14 protein-coding genes and 1 pseudogene are annotated in these 18359 nt (G+C 33.0%); 7 read left to right on the forward strand and 8 right to left on the reverse strand.

From position 1 onward, the window contains the following. Nucleotides 1-74 precede the first annotated feature (74 nt). On the reverse strand, nt 75-818 hold the full coding sequence (locus tag AB3211_RS07715) for a lysophospholipid acyltransferase family protein (protein ID WP_367364212.1): 744 nt from the start codon (nt 816-818) through the stop codon (nt 75-77). A gap of 95 nt (nt 819-913) precedes the next feature. Here AB3211_RS07715 and trpS point away from each other — a divergent pair, with 95 nt between their 5' ends. The 3 genes from trpS to AB3211_RS07730 all read left to right on the forward strand — a co-directional run bounded on the left by trpS (nt 914) and on the right by AB3211_RS07730 (nt 5136). Beyond that, the gene (gene trpS, locus AB3211_RS07720; protein ID WP_367364213.1) at nt 914-1906 is read left to right on the forward strand and encodes a tryptophan--tRNA ligase; all 993 of its coding nucleotides are present in this window, start codon (nt 914-916) and stop codon (nt 1904-1906) included. Nucleotides 1907-2297: 391 nt separating this feature from the next. Then, nucleotides 2298-3521, forward strand: a complete 1224-nt coding sequence (locus AB3211_RS07725; protein WP_367363661.1) for an IS256 family transposase — start codon at nt 2298-2300, stop codon at nt 3519-3521. Nucleotides 3522-3861: 340 nt separating this feature from the next. Continuing rightward, complete coding sequence (locus AB3211_RS07730) at nt 3862-5136, forward strand: hypothetical protein (protein WP_367364214.1); 1275 nt, start codon at nt 3862-3864, stop codon at nt 5134-5136. A 405-nt stretch (nt 5137-5541) separates the two neighbouring features. Here AB3211_RS07730 and lpdA read toward each other — a convergent pair whose 3' ends face one another. From lpdA to AB3211_RS07755, 5 genes and pseudogenes are all read right to left on the reverse strand, one after another. Further along, nucleotides 5542-6939, reverse strand: a complete 1398-nt coding sequence (gene lpdA / locus AB3211_RS07735) for a dihydrolipoyl dehydrogenase (protein ID WP_367364215.1) — start codon at nt 6937-6939, stop codon at nt 5542-5544. A gap of 151 nt (nt 6940-7090) precedes the next feature. After that, entirely contained in the window at nt 7091-7228 is a 138-nt protein-coding gene (locus tag AB3211_RS07740) for a hypothetical protein (protein WP_367364857.1), read from the reverse strand. A gap of 18 nt (nt 7229-7246) precedes the next feature. Continuing rightward, nucleotides 7247-7333: pseudogene (locus AB3211_RS07745) on the reverse strand (AbrB/MazE/SpoVT family DNA-binding domain-containing protein); the annotation flags it as partial. Between the two features lie 361 nt (nt 7334-7694). Beyond that, nucleotides 7695-8381 (reverse strand): methyltransferase domain-containing protein, encoded by a 687-nt coding sequence (locus tag AB3211_RS07750; protein ID WP_367364850.1) that lies wholly within the window; start codon nt 8379-8381, stop codon nt 7695-7697. Nucleotides 8382-8500: 119 nt separating this feature from the next. Next, on the reverse strand, nt 8501-9226 hold the full coding sequence (locus tag AB3211_RS07755) for a lytic transglycosylase domain-containing protein (protein WP_410521594.1): 726 nt from the start codon (nt 9224-9226) through the stop codon (nt 8501-8503). 564 nt (nt 9227-9790) lie between these two features. Here AB3211_RS07755 and AB3211_RS07760 point away from each other — a divergent pair. The 4 genes from AB3211_RS07760 to ligA all read left to right on the forward strand — a co-directional run bounded on the left by AB3211_RS07760 (nt 9791) and on the right by ligA (nt 16644). After that, nucleotides 9791-11293 carry an Npt1/Npt2 family nucleotide transporter gene (locus AB3211_RS07760; protein WP_367364217.1) on the forward strand — a complete coding sequence of 501 codons (1503 nt, stop codon included), beginning with the start codon at nt 9791-9793 and terminating at the stop codon, nt 11291-11293. A 1-nt stretch (nt 11294) separates the two neighbouring features. Then, nucleotides 11295-12962 carry a hypothetical protein gene (locus tag AB3211_RS07765; protein ID WP_367364218.1) on the forward strand — a complete coding sequence of 556 codons (1668 nt, stop codon included), beginning with the start codon at nt 11295-11297 and terminating at the stop codon, nt 12960-12962. 72 nt (nt 12963-13034) lie between these two features. Further along, nucleotides 13035-14018, forward strand: coding sequence for a polyprenyl synthetase family protein (locus AB3211_RS07770; RefSeq protein ID WP_367364219.1), 984 nt, complete (start codon nt 13035-13037; stop codon nt 14016-14018). Between the two features lie 400 nt (nt 14019-14418). Beyond that, nucleotides 14419-16644 (forward strand): NAD-dependent DNA ligase LigA, encoded by a 2226-nt coding sequence (gene ligA, locus AB3211_RS07775; RefSeq protein ID WP_367364220.1) that lies wholly within the window; start codon nt 14419-14421, stop codon nt 16642-16644. 103 nt (nt 16645-16747) lie between these two features. Here the strand turns inward: ligA and fmt are convergent, their stop codons facing one another. Then, a complete protein-coding gene (gene fmt / locus AB3211_RS07780; protein ID WP_367364221.1) occupies nt 16748-17701 on the reverse strand; it encodes a methionyl-tRNA formyltransferase in 954 nt (317 codons plus the stop codon). Continuing rightward, the gene (def, locus tag AB3211_RS07785) at nt 17698-18225 is read right to left on the reverse strand and encodes a peptide deformylase (protein WP_367364222.1); all 528 of its coding nucleotides are present in this window, start codon (nt 18223-18225) and stop codon (nt 17698-17700) included. Before def ends, fmt begins: the two co-directional genes overlap by 4 nt. Nucleotides 18226-18359: the final 134 nt, after the last annotated feature.

The raw sequence follows: 18359 nt of genomic DNA on the forward strand, positions 1-18359 counted from the left end.
AAAAATGTAGGGTACTATGATCAAAGACTCGCGTACTTTCGCTCGCCCCTCATTTTCAAATCCAATTCTTTAAATCATTTGAGTATACCAACTTGTTCAAATAATATTTGCTTTTCGGTATTGATTACCTGTTCTATCTTGCTTGTCAATTCTCGAACATCAGATTGCTCTATTTCCTCTACAGGAATAACATTAATAATCTTTACTTGGATTACCCCTGGTTTCTTAATCCAAAAACCCTTTGGCCAGTATACCCCTGCGTTGTGAGCCATCATCACAATCGGTACTTTTGCTAGTGATGCTAATTTTACTGCACTAGGTTTAAATTTGGCATTTTGTTCTGGTCTAAATCTAGTAGATTCAGGAAAAATAACCAACCATAAACCATCTTTTATCTTTTCCTGTCCTTCTCTTAAAATTTGACTAACCGAGATATTAACATTACGGTCCACGGCAATTGGCTTAACCATTTGCAGACCCCACCCGAATAAGGGGATATTAAATAACTCTTTTTTTAATACCCAAGAATGTTCAGGTATAATTAATTGTATAAATACTTGTTCCCAACATGATTGGTGATTAGACAATACTAAAGAAGGAACTAGAGGTAATTTGTCTAGACCAGAAACTTGGTATTTTAAACCACAAAAGATTCTAGCCAACCAAATAAATACATAGGAAAAAATAACTCCAATCCTGTAACGTATATAATAGTTGACATTAAAAAATGTTACGGGTATGTAACATATAAGGAAGAATGTAATGGTAAATATAGCAAGTAATGCATAAAATGTTAATACTCTTAAACGCCAAAACATAGTTGGTTAATCTTAGTTGTTGATAATTAACGGCTACAATAGCATAAAATTACGTCTACATATAGATATAATTAGTAATTATTGGGGGAAATTAAATGAAAAAAACAGCTCTATCTGGAGTGCAAGTGACCGGGGCTTTGCATTTAGGAAACTATCTTGGTTCAATATCTAATTGGCTTAAGATTCAAGATGAGTATAATTGCTTATTCTTTTTAGCTGATTTGCATTCTATTACTATAGATCGCTTACCTCTTGAGCTAAACTCCTCCATATTACAAACTGTTGCTATATATATAGCAACAGGGCTTGTGCCAGAGAAAACTACCATATTTGCACAAAGTATGGTGAAAGAACATACGGAACTTGCTTGGATATTAAATTGTGTTACCCCACTTGGATGGCTTAAACGTATGACTCAATTTAAAGACAAAGCTGGAAAAGACCAAGAAAGTGCTGGTTTAGGGTTATTGTCTTATCCAGTATTAATGGCGGCTGATATATTATTATATAATGCTGATATAGTACCTGTTGGCGATGATCAAAAACAGCATTTAGAACTTACAAGAGATATTGCGGCTATTATCAATAGAAAATTTAATCAAGAAGTTCTAAAATTACCTGAGCCATTAATTCAAGGCTCAGGAGCAAGAATAATGAGCTTAAAAGATGGTCGTAGAAAAATGAGTAAATCTGATCCATCTGATTTATCTCGTATTAATTTAAATGATAGCCGGGATCAAATTTACCAAAAAATTAAAAAAGCTAAAACAGATCATTTAGCTGAAATCAGTTATGATCGTCAAAATAGGCCGGAAATCAGCAATTTAATTGACATTTACTGCAATTTATCTAGTACTAATATTGAAAAAATAGTTGATCAATACCGAAATAGCGGTTTTGCCAAATTTAAGGATGATCTAGCTGATATTATCATCACAAGTTTAACTCCCATTAATACTCAATATATAGAGCTAATGAAAAACCAAGATTATCTAGTAACTACACTACATGAAGGAGCAGATAAAGCTAGAATTACTGCTGCTAAAACTCTTACTGAAATCAAAAAATCGTTTGGTTTTGTTGTGTAAAAAACCAATTTGAGGCTAACTTAACTGCAACTATTGATGTAATAAATTAATATTAGGTTCAGTATCATCGGCATTAGGGGTGATGTCACTACTAGCCATTATGTCATCCCAGCGAACGCTGGGATCTAAAACTACATAACATACCTTCTTATTTAAACTTTTTTAGATTCCGCTACCTGCACGGGAATGACAGTTTTGGGCAGTAACTCACAACTGTCGAAAGTTAGAAGAGGAAGGGGTTTTAAATAGGGTAACGTCATTGCGAGAAAGACCGTAGGTCGACGAAGCAATCCAAAAGAGTAACCATAAGTGGATTGCTTGGCTCTGTCCAAAAAACTGTGTAAATTTCGAAATAGGTTATATATAAAAGTATAACAAAAAAGGAAATTACATGAATAAAAAAACTAATGAATCAATAAAGCAAGCAGTAGATTTATTAATAGATAATGATACAGATGTAAGTACAATACTGAAAGAAGGAGGTTTATTAAAAGAATTGACCAAACGTTTAATAGAGAAGGCACTGCAGTCAGAAATGAATAATCATCTAGGCTATGATAAATACAGTTGTGCAGATAATGATAATGCTCGTAATGGTATAACTAGCAAAAAACTGATCTCCGAACATGGAGCTGTAGAAATAGAAGTACCAAGGGATAGGCATAATACCTTTGAACCCGCAATACTACCAAAACGCCAGAAACGTTTTGATGGTTTTGACGATAAAGTACTATCATTATATGCTAAAGGCATGAGTATATCTGATATTAAGATTCAGTTACAGGAGTTATACAGTGTTGAAATAAGTGAAGGCTTAATCAGCCAAATTACTGATGATGTAATGGATGAGGTTAAAGCTTGGCAGAGTCGACCATTAGAAGAGATATATCCGATAGTATTTTTTGATTGTTTAGTAGTAAAAGTCAGGCAAGATAAAAGGATAATCAATAAGGCAGTATATGTTGCATTAGGAATTGATTTATCTGGTAAAAAAGATATATTGGGATTATGGATCAGTGAAAATGAAGGGGCAAAATTTTGGCTCGGTAATTTTACCGAAATGAAAAATAGAGGGCTAAAAGATATACTGATTGCCTGTAGCGATAATCTTACTGGTATGTCTGAGGCAATAGAAGCAGTTTATCCAAAAACAGAACATCAATTGTGTATTGTACATCAGATTAGAAATAGTTTAAAATATGTGTCGTATAAAGATAGGAAGCAACTGTCTAGCGATTTAAAGCCGATATATACTGCAGTAACGGAAGAACAAGCCCATTTAGCTTTAGTATCTTTTGAAGAAAAATGGAATAAACAATATCCACAAATTGCCAAATCATGGTATAATAATTGGGACAATCTAATGATTTTTCTAGGGTATCCTGAGTCAATTAGAAAGGTAATTTATACAACTAATTCAGTTGAATCTGTCAATAGTCAATTGCGTAAAGTAACAAATAATAAGCGGGTTTTTCCTAATGATAATGCTGTTTTTAAAAGTTTATATTTGACAATTGACTATATGACCAAAAAATGGACTATGCCCATTCCAAACTGGAATGAAGCTATGGCTCATTTGATGGTTAAATTTGAGGATAGGCTTAACAAAATTTAATGACCTATTTTTTCGAATTTACACAGTTTTTTGGACAGAGCCGATTGCTTCGTCGGCTTACGCCTTCTCGCAATGACAGCGTTTATAAGCCCACAACTTTTAAACTGCCATTATGACTTCTAAAACCCCTTCCTCTTCTAACTTTCGACAGTTTTGGGTAGTAACTACAACCGTAGTATTAGCGTAGTTAATGGGAAATGGTATTATACTCTATTTACGGATAATTACCTTGTTACCAAATACGGTCATACACCTTAGTTATCGACACAGATGCGACAAAACCTATTGACATAACAATAGAAAAAACATAAGATGATAGTACCTTTAACTAAGGATTAATATGAAACCGGCTTCTGTTGACTTGCGGAATAAACCCTTTCACACTCTAGAAGATAAGAGGTTTTTAATAACACAGCTGCAGAACAAGAAAGTTTGTGTTCTTAATTTATCTGGGACTGCTATTAAATTGGATGCTGAGATATCGGAAGCTCTTAAAGCCAACCCAATTGCTTGGCTTGATTTATCTAATAACAAATTAACAAATCAAGACGTTAAGGTAGTTGCAGATTCTATTCAGAATAATTCTAAACTTTCCCATGTAAATTTAAGTAACAACCTTATTACATCTGAAGGCATAGAAGCTTTGTTATCAGCTCTAACTAAGAACAAAACCCTTACGTATCTTAATCTATCTCATAATAATCTAGAAGATAAAGGGGCTACGATAGTTGCAAATCTTCTTGCTGATAAATCTACTACTATTACTACTATACATTTAGATCATAATAGTATTAAGCTAGACGGCATAAGTGCTTTATCAGCAAGTCTTACTAATCGAAACAACACTATTACCAATATTTCTTTAGCTGGTAATTATATAGCAGAAGAACTCGTTGTACAGTTGGCACAAATGCTAAAGTGCAACCATAAAGTGCGGTCAATTAGCTGCACTGATAACGATACAAATAATGAGCCATTAGAACTACATGCTCAGAAATTATTTAATACTATAATTAAAATTAGAGATTCCAAGGGTAGTAATCAGAATAGTCAACAACAGGAGTTAAATAAACTAACTTGGGAATGTGTTGTACCATATTCGAGGTGGAAAAAGCTTTTTGAAGTCTTAGTGATAGAGAGTAATCAACTTTACCCATTTGACGTTAATGCTTGTGATGCAGACGGAAAGCCTATGGCTAATGAGGTCTACAATCAAAAACTACAGGACTTACTTTCTGCACATGGTTGTACTTATACGGGTCGGGCTATACTTGAGCAATCCGTTAATTCAAGTGCAGACCTAGTTGAAGTTAGTAGTAATTATGAACCAGGAATGTATGAATTACTTAATAATATGCCTCCTCCTATAAATCAGAATGTATATGAGGGCAGTAGTCTTTCGTCTAGCCCAGAAGGGATAAGAATGCGTACATTAACATGCAATGATGATACACCAACAACTGAGAATATGGACAGTGATCCATTAACGATGACAATTATTCATGGTAATGATACACTAACTGAGAGAAGTGAGCCATTGTGCGATATAGGAGAAAGCGTTATAAGTGCTGGTCTATTAGGTATCACAATTACCCATGATACAGACGAATTTTAGACAGTTGTAGCCCCTAGACCATAGTACCCTACATTGTTTCTATAATCGTCATCGCGAGGCATCTTTAGATGCCGTGACGATCCAGGTAAACAGCGAAGCTGTTTTTTCTAGTATGCTTCACGTATCTTGGCACAACTGTCGAAAGTTAGAAGAGGAAGCGGTTTTAAATAGGGTAACGTCATCGCGAGAAAGACCGTAGGTCGACGAAGCAATCCAAAAAAATAACCATAAGTGGATTGCTTCGTCGGCTTACGCCTTCTCGCAATGACAGCGTTTATAAGCCCACAACTTTTAAACTGCCATTATGATTTCTAAAACCCCTTCCTCTTCTAACTTTCGACAGTTGTGAGATGACATCGAAGGCGTAAGGGTAACATCTTTTTTACCATGTAAGCACGTAAAATCCTAAAAATTAATAGCCCTCTTATCTACAGCTAGAGCCGCCTCTTTTATAGCTTCACTTAGGGTAGGGTGGGCATGGCAAGTTCTCGCTATATCTTCTGAAGAAGCACCAAATTCCATAAATGCTACAAGTTCTGCAATCATAGTTCCAGCGCAAGGCCCTATTATATGTGCTCCAAGTACTTTATCAGTTATGCTATCAGCTAATATCTTCACCATCCCATCAGTAGAACCTGTGCTTCTCGCCCGACTATTTGCCAAAAATTGAAATTTACCAACTTTGTAATCAATCTTGGCTTCTTTTAATTGTTCTTCAGTTAAACCAACACTCGCTACTTCTGGCCAAGTATAAATTACACTTGGAATAAGATTATAATTAACATGACCAGCTAGACCCGCCATAATTTCGACGGCAGCAACAGCTTCTTCTTCTGCTTTATGAGCAAGCATAGGTCCTGCAATTACATCACCAACGGCATAAATATTAGGGATTATTGTTTGGAATTGGCTATTCACCGTAATTCTGTTTTGTTTGTCTGTTTGAATTGCTAATTTATCTAGACCTAAATTTGTTGTATGGGCTTTTCTGCCGACAGCTAATAAAACTATATCAGTAGTAATTTGCTCTACTAAGGAAGCAGATGTTTGTTGTATATTTAAAGTAACTTTTCCTGCTTTTTTTTCAGCAGATAGCACTTTACTATTCAGTCGCAATTCAATGGATTGCTTTTGTAGGATTTTGGTAAATTGATTAATAATTTCTTTATCTAAAGCTGGAACAATGCTATCAGCATATTCAATAACCGTTACTTTAGAACCAAGCCTGTTCCATACCGAACCAAGCTCTAAACCTATATAACCACCGCCAATTACTATCATAGTTTCTGGAACTTTAGGAAGGCTCAAAGCTCCCGTTGATGAAACTATATATTCCTCATCTACAACAATATTGGGTATTTCAATAATATCAGAGCCAGTAGCAATTAAAATATTCTTAGCCGAAATTGACTCAACGGTTTTACCGTTAGTAATTTCCACAAGATTGGCTGAAATAAACTTGGCACTTCCGCTAAATTTAGTGATTTTATTTTTTACAAACAAACTTTCTATACCCTTACATAAGTCTGACACTACTTGACTTTTTTTAGTCATCATTTTTTGTAAATCAAGTTTGGCTGAGGTCATAATACCAATATCAGCACAATGGTTTGATACTTCATTAAATTTTTCAGAAAAATTTAGTAATAGTTTTGAAGGAATACATCCAACATTTAGGCAAGTACCACCAAGCGTTGGCCTTTTTTCTATGCATGCAACTTTCATACCCAGCTGTGCTGCTCTTATTGCCCCTGTATAACCAGCTGGACCACTACCAATTACTATTAAATCAAATTCTTGCATATATTTTTCCTTACTTATAATAATTAATGGCATTATAAACCATAAACATACGAACACTAATAGCTAATTTGAATTTAATTCAATTATTTTTGTGGCTTTGCTACTCTGTACTTCGTCATCTTGAATCAAATAACGAATTAAAACATTAGTATCAATTCCGATTGTATCCACTCTTAATGGCTTCATTCATATCTTCGATACTTAATGGTGTTTTTGGTTTGGGAAGTATTCCTTTTAAATTTTTAACTGGCTTATTAATTGGTGCTACTATAAAAGAGCCATCTTGCATAATGAATTCTAATTTACTGTCAGAAGATAAGTGTAGCTTGTTTCTAATGTATGATGGGATAGTAACTTGTCCCTTACTTGTAACTGTTGAGCACTGTGCTTTCATAAGATACCATATTATGTATATTAACCTCAAGTATTGATGTAAGACATAGGTTTAATAGCCTAGGGTGTCATCCCTGCACCTTCGGATGTCATGTCACCATTATGTCATCCCAGCGAAAGCTGGGATCTAAAACTACATAACATACCTTCTATGCTACTTTTTAGACCCCTGCCTACGCAGGGGTGACATCCGAAGGAGCTGGGATGACATAATGGCGGCAGGGGTGACATCACCCCTAATGGCGATAATTACTTGAACCTACTATTAATTTATTACATCAATACTTGAGGTTATATTAGTTATGATTATTATAATAATGTAAGGAGAAAGTAAGAGCAAGCTATAAATGCTTATTTTCCTACTATTTTAAATTATAAGTTGTTTTTATACTATTCTTACTAGGAGAGGCAATGAAGCTAATTATATTAATTTGTTCGGTAAAAGTGTTAGTATCATTGCTTAGAATAGAAAGCATTTGCTTCGATATCATGTTATGAGAGTTTTTTAATAATGCTCCAGATTCTCCAATATTTTTTAATTCTCTAATGAAATCTAAAGGGCTTTTATAGCTCAGCTGAATATTTTCATAATCAACGATAATTTCTGTGAATCCTGCCTGTCCTAGTAAAGGTGTTACGTGGTCAAAATGGATAAAAGGGGAAACATGTTGAAAGTGAGGGCGACTTAATGCTATTTCAGCTTCAATGAATTTCATTCGTAGTTCTTTTAGGCTGTTACCACCGATAAAATTACCAATAAATAGACCATTTGGTTTTAAAATACGTTTTATCTGTAACAGAAAATTTTGTACATCATTGATCCAGTGTAAACCCAAGGAAAAAGTTATTAGGTCAAAACTAGCTGCCTTAAATGGTAAGTTTTCTTCATCAACTAGTAATTTGGGAGTATGGTCAAACGATTGTAACATAACATTTGATGCACTAGCCGCTACAATTATAGCATAGTTATAGTTCTGCACTAATAGTTTAGTTAGTATACCAGTACGACATTCTAAATCTAAAATATCAGGAAATTCTTTATCAATAATATTTAGACGCTCAATAATATCGAATGCTGCATATTTAAAGAACGAACACTCAGCGATATTATCCACCACTTTGTTACGATTAGATTTTAACTTCTCACGATCAAATATAATTGTTACCTCTAGCTAGCTCTTGGTAATACTACCATAATATTACTCTTATATTTCCTAATATTACTTTCAAATGAAGCTCTCTGTTTATTCCTCAAAAACATGTTTGTTGGTAGAGTAGGTGTATTATTATAATAATTGTACCCACTATACATGTTAATAGAGTTTTTATACAAGTCCATATTGTTAGCAATTTTGATAACATCTTGTTTATATCTAGAGCCAAACTCATGAGTGGCTGAATGGTAATGAGCAATTGCTTTGTGCCAACTACCTAACTGATCATATTTAGCTTTTAGGAATTTAGCACCATAGGCGACATTTTTCTTAGGATCAAAAGCTTGATTTAAAGAGTTAAATGCATTTAAATGATGTTTTAAGTTGATTTGCATACATCCTACATCAATATTTTCTTTGCCTTGCATAATTTGTTTTTTTACAAATGATATTGCCTCTTTTTTAGTATTAAAATAATAGCCTTTACCTTCAACATTGACAGTCCAAGGCCAAACCACTTTAATTTTATATTCAGTATGTTTTTTGCCAGATTCTTTTAAAGCTATCGAGTGTAACGTATTAGGAGGAATTTTGTGTACCTTTTCAAAGTAAGGAAACATCCTTGAGCATTTATGTGATTCAGCAATTTCTATGTCTATATTAGCATATGCCATATTAACATATGAACATAACGGAAAAAGAAACAATAAATATAGGGCTAATATTGACCTAATGGACATAATATTATCATTTTACTTTATCTTTTGTAGCATATTAAAAATTTTCCCACAAGGCAAGTTATGTCTCGTTTTTACAGGACAATTTAAAAGTCGCGATCAATAGTTGATTTAAATATAAATTTAGCCACTTTTGATGTCATTCCCGCTTTTAGCTAAGATAACATTAACATATCGCTAATACCATTTCCCATTATTAACTACGCTAATACTACAGCTGTAGTTACTACCCAAAGCTGTCATTCCCGCACAGGTAGCGGAATCTAAAAAAATAGCCTAAAAGACTATTAAACATTATTAGATCCTAGCTTTCGCTGGGATGACATCGTTTTGACATTAGTACTACAACTGTAGTGCTAAATAGCGTAGTTAATAATGGGAAATAGTATAAAACCTTTTTGGGTTAGTTATATATCCTATAATTTTGTCACATAAATATTTTGTTAATAGAAAAATATGCTTATTTTCATTGACTTTATTGCCATAGAGCTTTAAAAGATTGTTTGGCTTCAGTACATTATCGATGTTAAATAGTGTTAGTCTTTAGGTAATTTTTTGTATAAAATAATGTTACCATTCAAAAGTATTTTTGCTAAAATTCAGGAAATCATTTGGCCTATAGAAAGAGAGGAATTGAAACTTTTTTTGCCTATGGCATTAATGATGCTGTGTATTCTTTTTAATTTTGGAACACTTAGATCCGTTAAAGACGGATTAGTTATACCATCAATAGGAGCAGAAGTTATTAGTTTTTTAAAACTTTGGTTTGTTCTTCCTTCCTCTATATTATTTACTATAATATATGTAAAACTTAGTAATCACATACGTTTTGAATATATTTTTTATATAGTAATTTCGAGTTTTTTGCTTTTTTTCCTAATATTTGCTTATATCATTTACCCTAATCAGGAGTTTTATCATCCAAATGCTGAGCAGGTAGAACATTTAGTATCATTATATCCTAATTTTCGATGGTTTATCAAGATAATGGGTAAGTGGAGTTATGCTCTCATGTATGTTTGTGCAGAATTATGGAGTGCAGTAATTATTAATCTAATGTTTTGGCAATTTGCTAATAATATTTTTGATACCAGTAAAGCGAAACGTTTCTATCCAATTTTAGGAATGGTAGGTAATGTTGGTCTGATTTTAGCTGGCAATGTATTAGTAGCTTTCTCAAATGTACGAGGGGTAGTCGATGCTCAAGTTATAATAAATGAAGATTTACAATATAATTCAGAACTAATGCTACAACCTGTTATTTCTATAATAGTGTTTGTCGGTATAATTTCCATGGTGTTATTTAGGTTAATTAATTATCTTATTTTGAATGACGAGGTGCTAAAGGCTGATTTCCAAATAGTTCAAATACAGGCAAAAACTTCCTTATCACTTATGGATAGTATAAGGTTGGTTATTAACTCAAAATATATTGGACGCATTGCTTTATTGATAATTTGTTATGCACTACTAATTAATGTAGTGGAAGGTCCGTGGAAAGCTAAGGTAAGGGAGCTTAATCCCAATACGTTAGATTATATACATTTTATGGGTAGGTTTAATATTTGGATGGGAATTTCCTGCGTTACTTTTATGATAGTTGGTAGTAATGTGATTAGGAAATTTACTTGGTTAATTTCAGCATTATTAACACCCTTAATGTTTTTGATAACTGGCTTAATGTTTTTTATCTTTGTTATTTTTTCAGAATATATAAGTTTTGGTATAAAAGACTTTAATCCAATTTATGCGGCTGTAATTATCGGAGGAGTGCAAAATATTTTAAGTAAATCAACTAAATATTCGTTATTTGATTCAACAAAGGAAATGGCATATATTCCTTTATCATTAGAACTTCGAACAAAAGGTAAAGCTGCTGTTGAGGTTATTGGTATTAAATTTGGTAAGTCCTTAGGAGCTTTTATCCAGTCTTTTATATTTATTATGGTGCCTACTGCCACATGTGATTCAATAGTAGTTTATTTACTAGTAATTTTTATTATTATAGTTATTTTGTGGTTTTGGGATATAGTACAACTAAATCGTGAATATGTGAAGTTATGTAATTAGCATGCGAAAAAAGTTAATATATATATCAGTTATAATTGCTGTAATCCTATTGATTTATACCATCTCATGGTTGATAATTATTACTTCTGTAGCTAGTAAGATTAATGGGCAATATAGTAACCGTTACATCGCTGCTAATTCGATAGATAGTGAACAAAAATATTTCATTAAATTTAATAAAGTTGCTAGCTATGGTTTTCCGTTTAAATTTGCCTTGCAAGTAATTGGTTGGCATGAAGAGGGAGAGAATAGTATAATTGAATTTAATTCCCCGATTTATATAGGTTATGATTTACTGAAACAGGCTTGCTTTGTTAGTTATTCTGGTAACGCAACAGGTCGCTATAAACCTATTGAGTTGGGATTTGGTGCAAAATTCGAAAGTGGTAATTATTCTTTTATAGCAAAAATTCCTTTAAGCTTTAAGTTACTTAAGATTTTTATACAAAAAAAAGATCCGTTTGAAATTATAAATTTTATAAAAAAGTTGGAATTAACATCTGACAAGACAAAAATTTTTGATTTAGTTGACGGGCAGAAACTATATGATGAAGATCATACCATTATTTCATTTTCACTAGAAAGGAATAAATACTATACTGATATAGAAGATTTTAAAAATAATGTGCCACAAAAATTAAATATCGCGTATACAACAAAGATATTAGAAAGTAATATTATAAACAGAAGAATACCAGCTGGTATTTTGTTATATAGATTTGCTTGGCCGATGCCTTTTAGTTTTGAAGGTAAGTTTTATATAAAAACTAATAAATCTTTATATAGTGACTTTGCTAAAGATTTAGAAATAAAAATGATATCAAGCAAGTTTTCAAGTAGTATCCAAGAATCTTTGACTACTTTATTGTATCAAAGTAAAGTAGAAGAAGATAGTGAGGATAGTCATCTTAAAGTTGAATCAAAAATTGATTTGAAGCCAGGATTTTCCGATAATATATTGAATTCTATACAGTACTTATTGTCATATGTATCGCTACTCCCTAATAGTTCATCTTTAATAGAAGAATTACAGTATATTAACAGTAATAAAGATAAATTCAACTTGACTGAATTAGAGAACCATCAATATATTTTTGATTTAGATATAAATTTTTTTGCTAGAAAAAAAGATATAATGAGGGCTCAAATAAATAATCTTAGTTTGTTTTCTAATAATACCGGATTTCGATTATCAAGCGAATGCAGGCTAGATGCATTTAGAAAATTTGATATTAAGGGGCTTGTTGTCTTCAATAATTATTTAAAGGCAACGGATCTTATAACCAATTATTTCTTTAACTTGGGTAGGTTTAAAACATTCTCAGAAGATAGTCGTATTGTATACAAAGAAGGTACGAAGTATTTTTTAAGAACCATATCAGATCATCCTGATTCTAACTCAGGTGACATAAGTTTTGAGTATAAATTAGATTCAAGTAATATAGAAAAAGGCAAAATAGGCTCCGTAGACTTTAATAAATTTTTGCCATTATATTATCTAGCATTATACAAAAAAGCCTCGGAAAAAATACATATTGGTGATAATGTAACAAAAAGGATACAAGAACTAGTACCTGATTTTAATGAGCATCATTCATTGTTAAAACAATTAATGATCCAGCCTTTTTTGGAGGTTGATAGTGATGTTTGGCAGGAAATCATAAAATAACAAAGCCAGTTCGATATAAGAATTAATAATTCTTATATCGAACTGAGGTTAAAATAGCATTAGAGATGTAAATTGGATACTATAAAAATAATACATAAAGATTTAGCAGTAGAACTGTCTAGCTTAAATAAACTTATTATGACCCACTTAGATGCCAAAGAACAACTAGTTGGCGTAATAGGTAAATATTTACTGGAATTTGGTGGCAAGAGAATCCGGCCATTACTAACAATTTTAACTAGTAAAATGTTTGGTTATGTCGGTGAAGATAATATAAAACTTGCTGGGGCTGTAGAATTTATTCATGCAGCAACTTTACTTCATGACGATGTAGTAGATGAAAGTACAATGAGAAGATCCAAATCTACTGCTAACGTTGTTTGGGGGAGTAAGGCTAGTATTCTAGTTGGAGATTTTTTATTTAGTCAATCATTTCAGCTAATGGTAGATACCAAATCTGTTAAAGCTATGAAATCTTTATCAAGAGCTGCAGCAATTATATCAGAAGGTGAAGTTTCTCAGCTTGTGAAATTGAATCAGCGGAGAATTATTGACGAAACAGAATATAATGAAATAATTATGGCTAAAACTGCAGAGTTATTTGGAGTATCTTGTGAAGTAGGAGCAATTATTTCTAGTCAATCTAACGAGATATGTGAAAATTTGCAAAATTTTGGTAGATATTTAGGAAATATTTTCCAAATTATTGATGATTTATTTGATTATTTAGGGAATAGTCATGATATTGGCAAGAATATAGGTGATGATTTTTTAGAAGGAAAAATAACTCTACCCCTAATCTTTTTATATAAGAAGCTTGATGATACCGGGCAATTAAAAGTTCAAAAAATGATTAAGGCGGATAATAGATATGAGAGTGAATTTGAGATAATACGGAGTTTGATGGTACAACATGGTATTAAGCAACAAATTATCGACCATCTAGCAAATATTAAAAATGAGGCTAGTAATTTATTAGAGCAAATCCCTATACAGAATATTTATAAAGATCATTTAGCTTCTTTACTAGAATTTACTTTAAATAGGTCTTATTAGGCTATGTTACCAAGATTTATGCGATAATAATAATTTAACCTGAGTTCGATATAACATTACCGTATCCTCATATGCATAGTACATTTTTTGTATAATCGTCATCGCGAGACACCTTTAGGTGTCGTGGCGATCTAGTAAAGTGAGGCGTAATACTGCATAAAGATTGCCACGTCGCTGCTGTTGCAGCTCCTCGCAATGACGATTGTGGTATCTGTAGGTGCGATTACACAAAAAATGTACTATGCCTCATATGTCATACCCAACCTCGATGTCATTCCAGCGTAGGCGGGAATCCATAATATATAATAGCCTTTGCAGGTTGTTTTTTGGATTCCCGCCGTTGCTGAGAATGACATCGGGCTATTAAATTAAATCTAATCTTCAAACTTTTACGATTAATATGCAAAATATTCCAACCAATATTGAACATCTTTCTGAATTAGAGGTAGAAAACTTACTAAAACAACTGGCAAGTGAGATAGAAAAATATAATAAAGCATATCACCAAGAAGATACTCCTCTGATTTCTGATGCTGAATATGATCAATTATTTAATTTAAATCTTGAACTTGAAAAAAAATTTCCTCATCTTGTGCTGGCAAATAGTCCAACTAAACAAATCGGTAGCCTAGCTGCAGAGAAATTTTCTAAAGTAAAACATATAAATCCAATGTTTTCTCTTAGTAATGCATTTGATAATGAGGATGTATCAGAATTTATAAATAGAATAAAGAATTTCTTACGTCTTGATAGTTTTCAACCTATCTTTTGTGAACCTAAAATAGATGGTCTATCTTTTTCTGCTACCTATAAGAATGGCATGCTCACCACTGCTGCGACAAGAGGTGATGGTTTTATTGGAGAAGATATAACTGAAAATATTAAGACTATCAAGAATTTCCCTCATTCAATAGTATACTCAAATGATTTGGAGAATGGGGACAATAAACAAGGGGTGAGCGGACTAGGCGTACATGAAGTACGTGAGTACGTGAATACCCCGCAGTTTTACGAAACCAATTCTTCAAAGCAGAAGAGTATATCAAGCCCCGAAATTTTGGAAGTACGAGGTGAGGTCTATATTAATAAAAATGATTTCCTATTATTAAATCAAGCACAGGAATTATCTGGGAAAGATAAGTTTGCAAATCCACGTAATGCTGCTGCCGGATCATTAAGGCAGTTAGATCCAAACATTACAGCAAGTAGACCACTACAATATTTTGTTTATGCCGTAGGAAGTAGTAGTAGCAAAATAGCTGATTCTCAAGATGCTTTATTACATAAACTGAAAGATTTAGGATTTATTGTTAATAATATAGGAAAATTAGCGTATTCTGAAGATGATCTGAAATCTTTCTATGAATATTTGAATTCATCTAGAGATCAATTGCCTTATGAAATTGATGGCGTTGTGTATAAGTTAAATGATTTTTCTCTGCAACAAAGGATGGGGTTTATTGCAAGAAGTCCAAGATTTGCTATTGCTCATAAATTCCCTGCAATAGTTGGTCAAACTAAACTAATTAATATTACTCTACAAGTAGGTAGGACAGGTGTATTAACACCTGTTGCTGAGTTAGAGTCGCTTTCTATAGGGGGAGTTAGGGTATCAAGAGCTACATTACATAATTATCAGGAAATCATAAGAAAAGATATAAGGATTAATGATTATGTGTTTTTGCAGAGGGCAGGTGATGTCATACCTCAAATTACTTCCGTAGATTTTACTCGACGTTCTAGTGAATCACAAAAAATCGATATGCCAAAACTTTGCCCGTCTTGTGGTTCTCATTTACATTATAATCAAGAGACAATAATAATTCGTTGTGATAATGGGTTAAATTGTCCTGCTCAGAATTACGAACGAATTTGTCATTTTACCTCTAAAAATGCTTTAGATATAGATGGTTTAGGAAAGAAGCAAATAGAATTTCTACTGAAAGAGTCTTTAATAAAAAATCCAGTGGATATTTTTTATTTGCAAAATAATAATGAAAAAAGCTTAGTCAAGCTTGAAAATATGATAGGATGGGGGCGAAGGTCTGTAGAAAACTTATTCGCAAACATCGACAAAGCCAAAAATGTTTCCTTAAACAGATTCATTTATTCCTTAGGAATTAGGCATATTGGCGAACAAAATGCCAAATTACTTGCTCGAGAATTTCAGAATTATGGTAATTTTATAGAAGCTATGGAATTTTTATTAAAAGGTGATCAGCCTATGTACCAAAGGTTAAATGATCTAGAGGGAATAGGAGATAAAATTTTGGTGGATATTATCGACTTCTTTGATATTAAAGAAAATCTACAAATTATTCATCAGCTAAGTAAAATTTTAGAAATTCAAGACTATAGTGATCAAACCCTTAAAACCGCATTAACTGGCAAAGTTGTGGTATTTACCGGTTCTCTACTAACTCTTTCAAGAGCAGAAGCAAAATCTCAGGCAGAGAAGTTAGGAGCTAAAGTAAGTAGTAGTGTTTCGTCTGCTACTGCTTTAGTGGTAGCTGGTGCTGATGCCGGTAGTAAACTCAGAAAAGCTAAGGAGCTTGGAATTAAAATTATTGATGAAGATGAGTGGTCGGAGTTAGTATATACTAATTCTCCCACATCAATCCAATAAAGTATACTCGATGAAAATCAACAATTGCTTTGTCGTTGTCCAAGACCTGCGGTACTCACGTACTAATGTACGCTGTGCTCCTCGGCTTGGACACTCCTAGCACTTATTGATTTTGATCTTCGTCTACCAACTCTTCATTTACGAGCAGTATACCTAGAGGGATTTGTACCCCACGTATAAATTCTTCAACGTTTAAAGCTTTTCTTCCTTCTTGCTGTAATTTTTTGATGATCAAAGTACCCTTACCACAAGCTATCTCTAAGACACTATTATTAACCACAGTACCAGGAGGCAATTTAACATCCAAATCATTATAATACGCTTCTAGGATTTTTATAACTTTACCTCTATATTCAAAATATATTCCAGGCCATGGATTCATACCTCGAATTCTACAATCTATTTTGTAAGCAGTCTCATACCAATCTATCTTCCCTTCTTCTTTCTTGAGTTTATGAGCATAAGTTACTCCATCTTTATCTTGAACAATCCTTGGTAAGTTATCAATATTATCTAAAGTTTTAACCAATAAATCAGCCCCTATTTCTGCACATTGGTCATGCAAAATTGGTAAAGTTATTCTAGGAGAGAGTGAAAACGAATGCTGCAATATAATATCACCAGTATCCCACCCCTCATCCATCTGCATTATGCATACAGAAGTTTCAGGGTCTCCCTCTATAATAGTGTGCTGCAATGGAGCTGCTCCCCTATGACGTGGTAAACTTGAGGGATGGATATTAAGACATCCATATTTCTTGGCTTGTAGGATAATTTGTGGTATCAAAAACCCATAAGCAACTACTACTATTATATCCGCATCAATTGAATTAATTAAATTAGTTATTTCTTCGGTTTTCAAGGTTTTAGGGGTATAAGTTGGAATATCATATTTTGATGCCAAACTATGGATAGGTGATGCTACCTCATTTAGCCCCCTTCCTTTAGATTTTGGAGCTTGAGTGAATACAGCAACTACTTGGTGATCTTTGCTATTAATTAAACTCTTAAGAGTAGGTACAGCAAATTCTGGCGTACCCATAAAAATTACTTTCACAAAATATTATTTTTTAGCTTTTTTAATTTACGTAATGCTACGTCCTTTTTCATATTACTTAAATAATCAATTAGTAGCCTACCATCTAAATGATCCATCTCATGCTGAATAACCCTAGCAAGCCAACCATCAGCTTTTAATTCTTGCTGGCTATTATTATAATCTAAGAATCTTATAGTTATAGACTCAGACCTTGCTACCTCGACCCGTTGTTCCGGTAAAGATAAACACCCTTCTACCGCCACAACTAATTCTTTAGATTTGTCTATTATCTTCGGGTCAGCGACAAATAATGGATAAAAACCAACTGGTCTTTCTGTATCATCATTATTCTGCAAATCAACTACCAATATACGCTTAGCTATTCCAATCTGAATGGCAGCTAACCCCACACCATGATCGTGATACATAGTTTCAACCATATCATCCATCAACTTTCTTATATTATCATCGATTATGCTTACTGGCAAAGATTTTTGTTTTAATCTTGAATCTGGAGCAGTCACAATAGGTAACACAGACATAATACTTTAAAACCATAGATTATTTATACTCTTCTGCTTTGAAGAATTGTTTTTTGAAAATATCAGGAACTCGCGTACACCTAGTTCGCTCGCCCGTCATTTTCAAATCCAGTTCGGAAGTCACATTCGAGTAT

Origin of the sequence: Candidatus Tisiphia endosymbiont of Nedyus quadrimaculatus (assembly GCF_964059235.1) — a bacterium.
GTDB lineage: Bacteria > Pseudomonadota > Alphaproteobacteria > Rickettsiales > Rickettsiaceae > Tisiphia.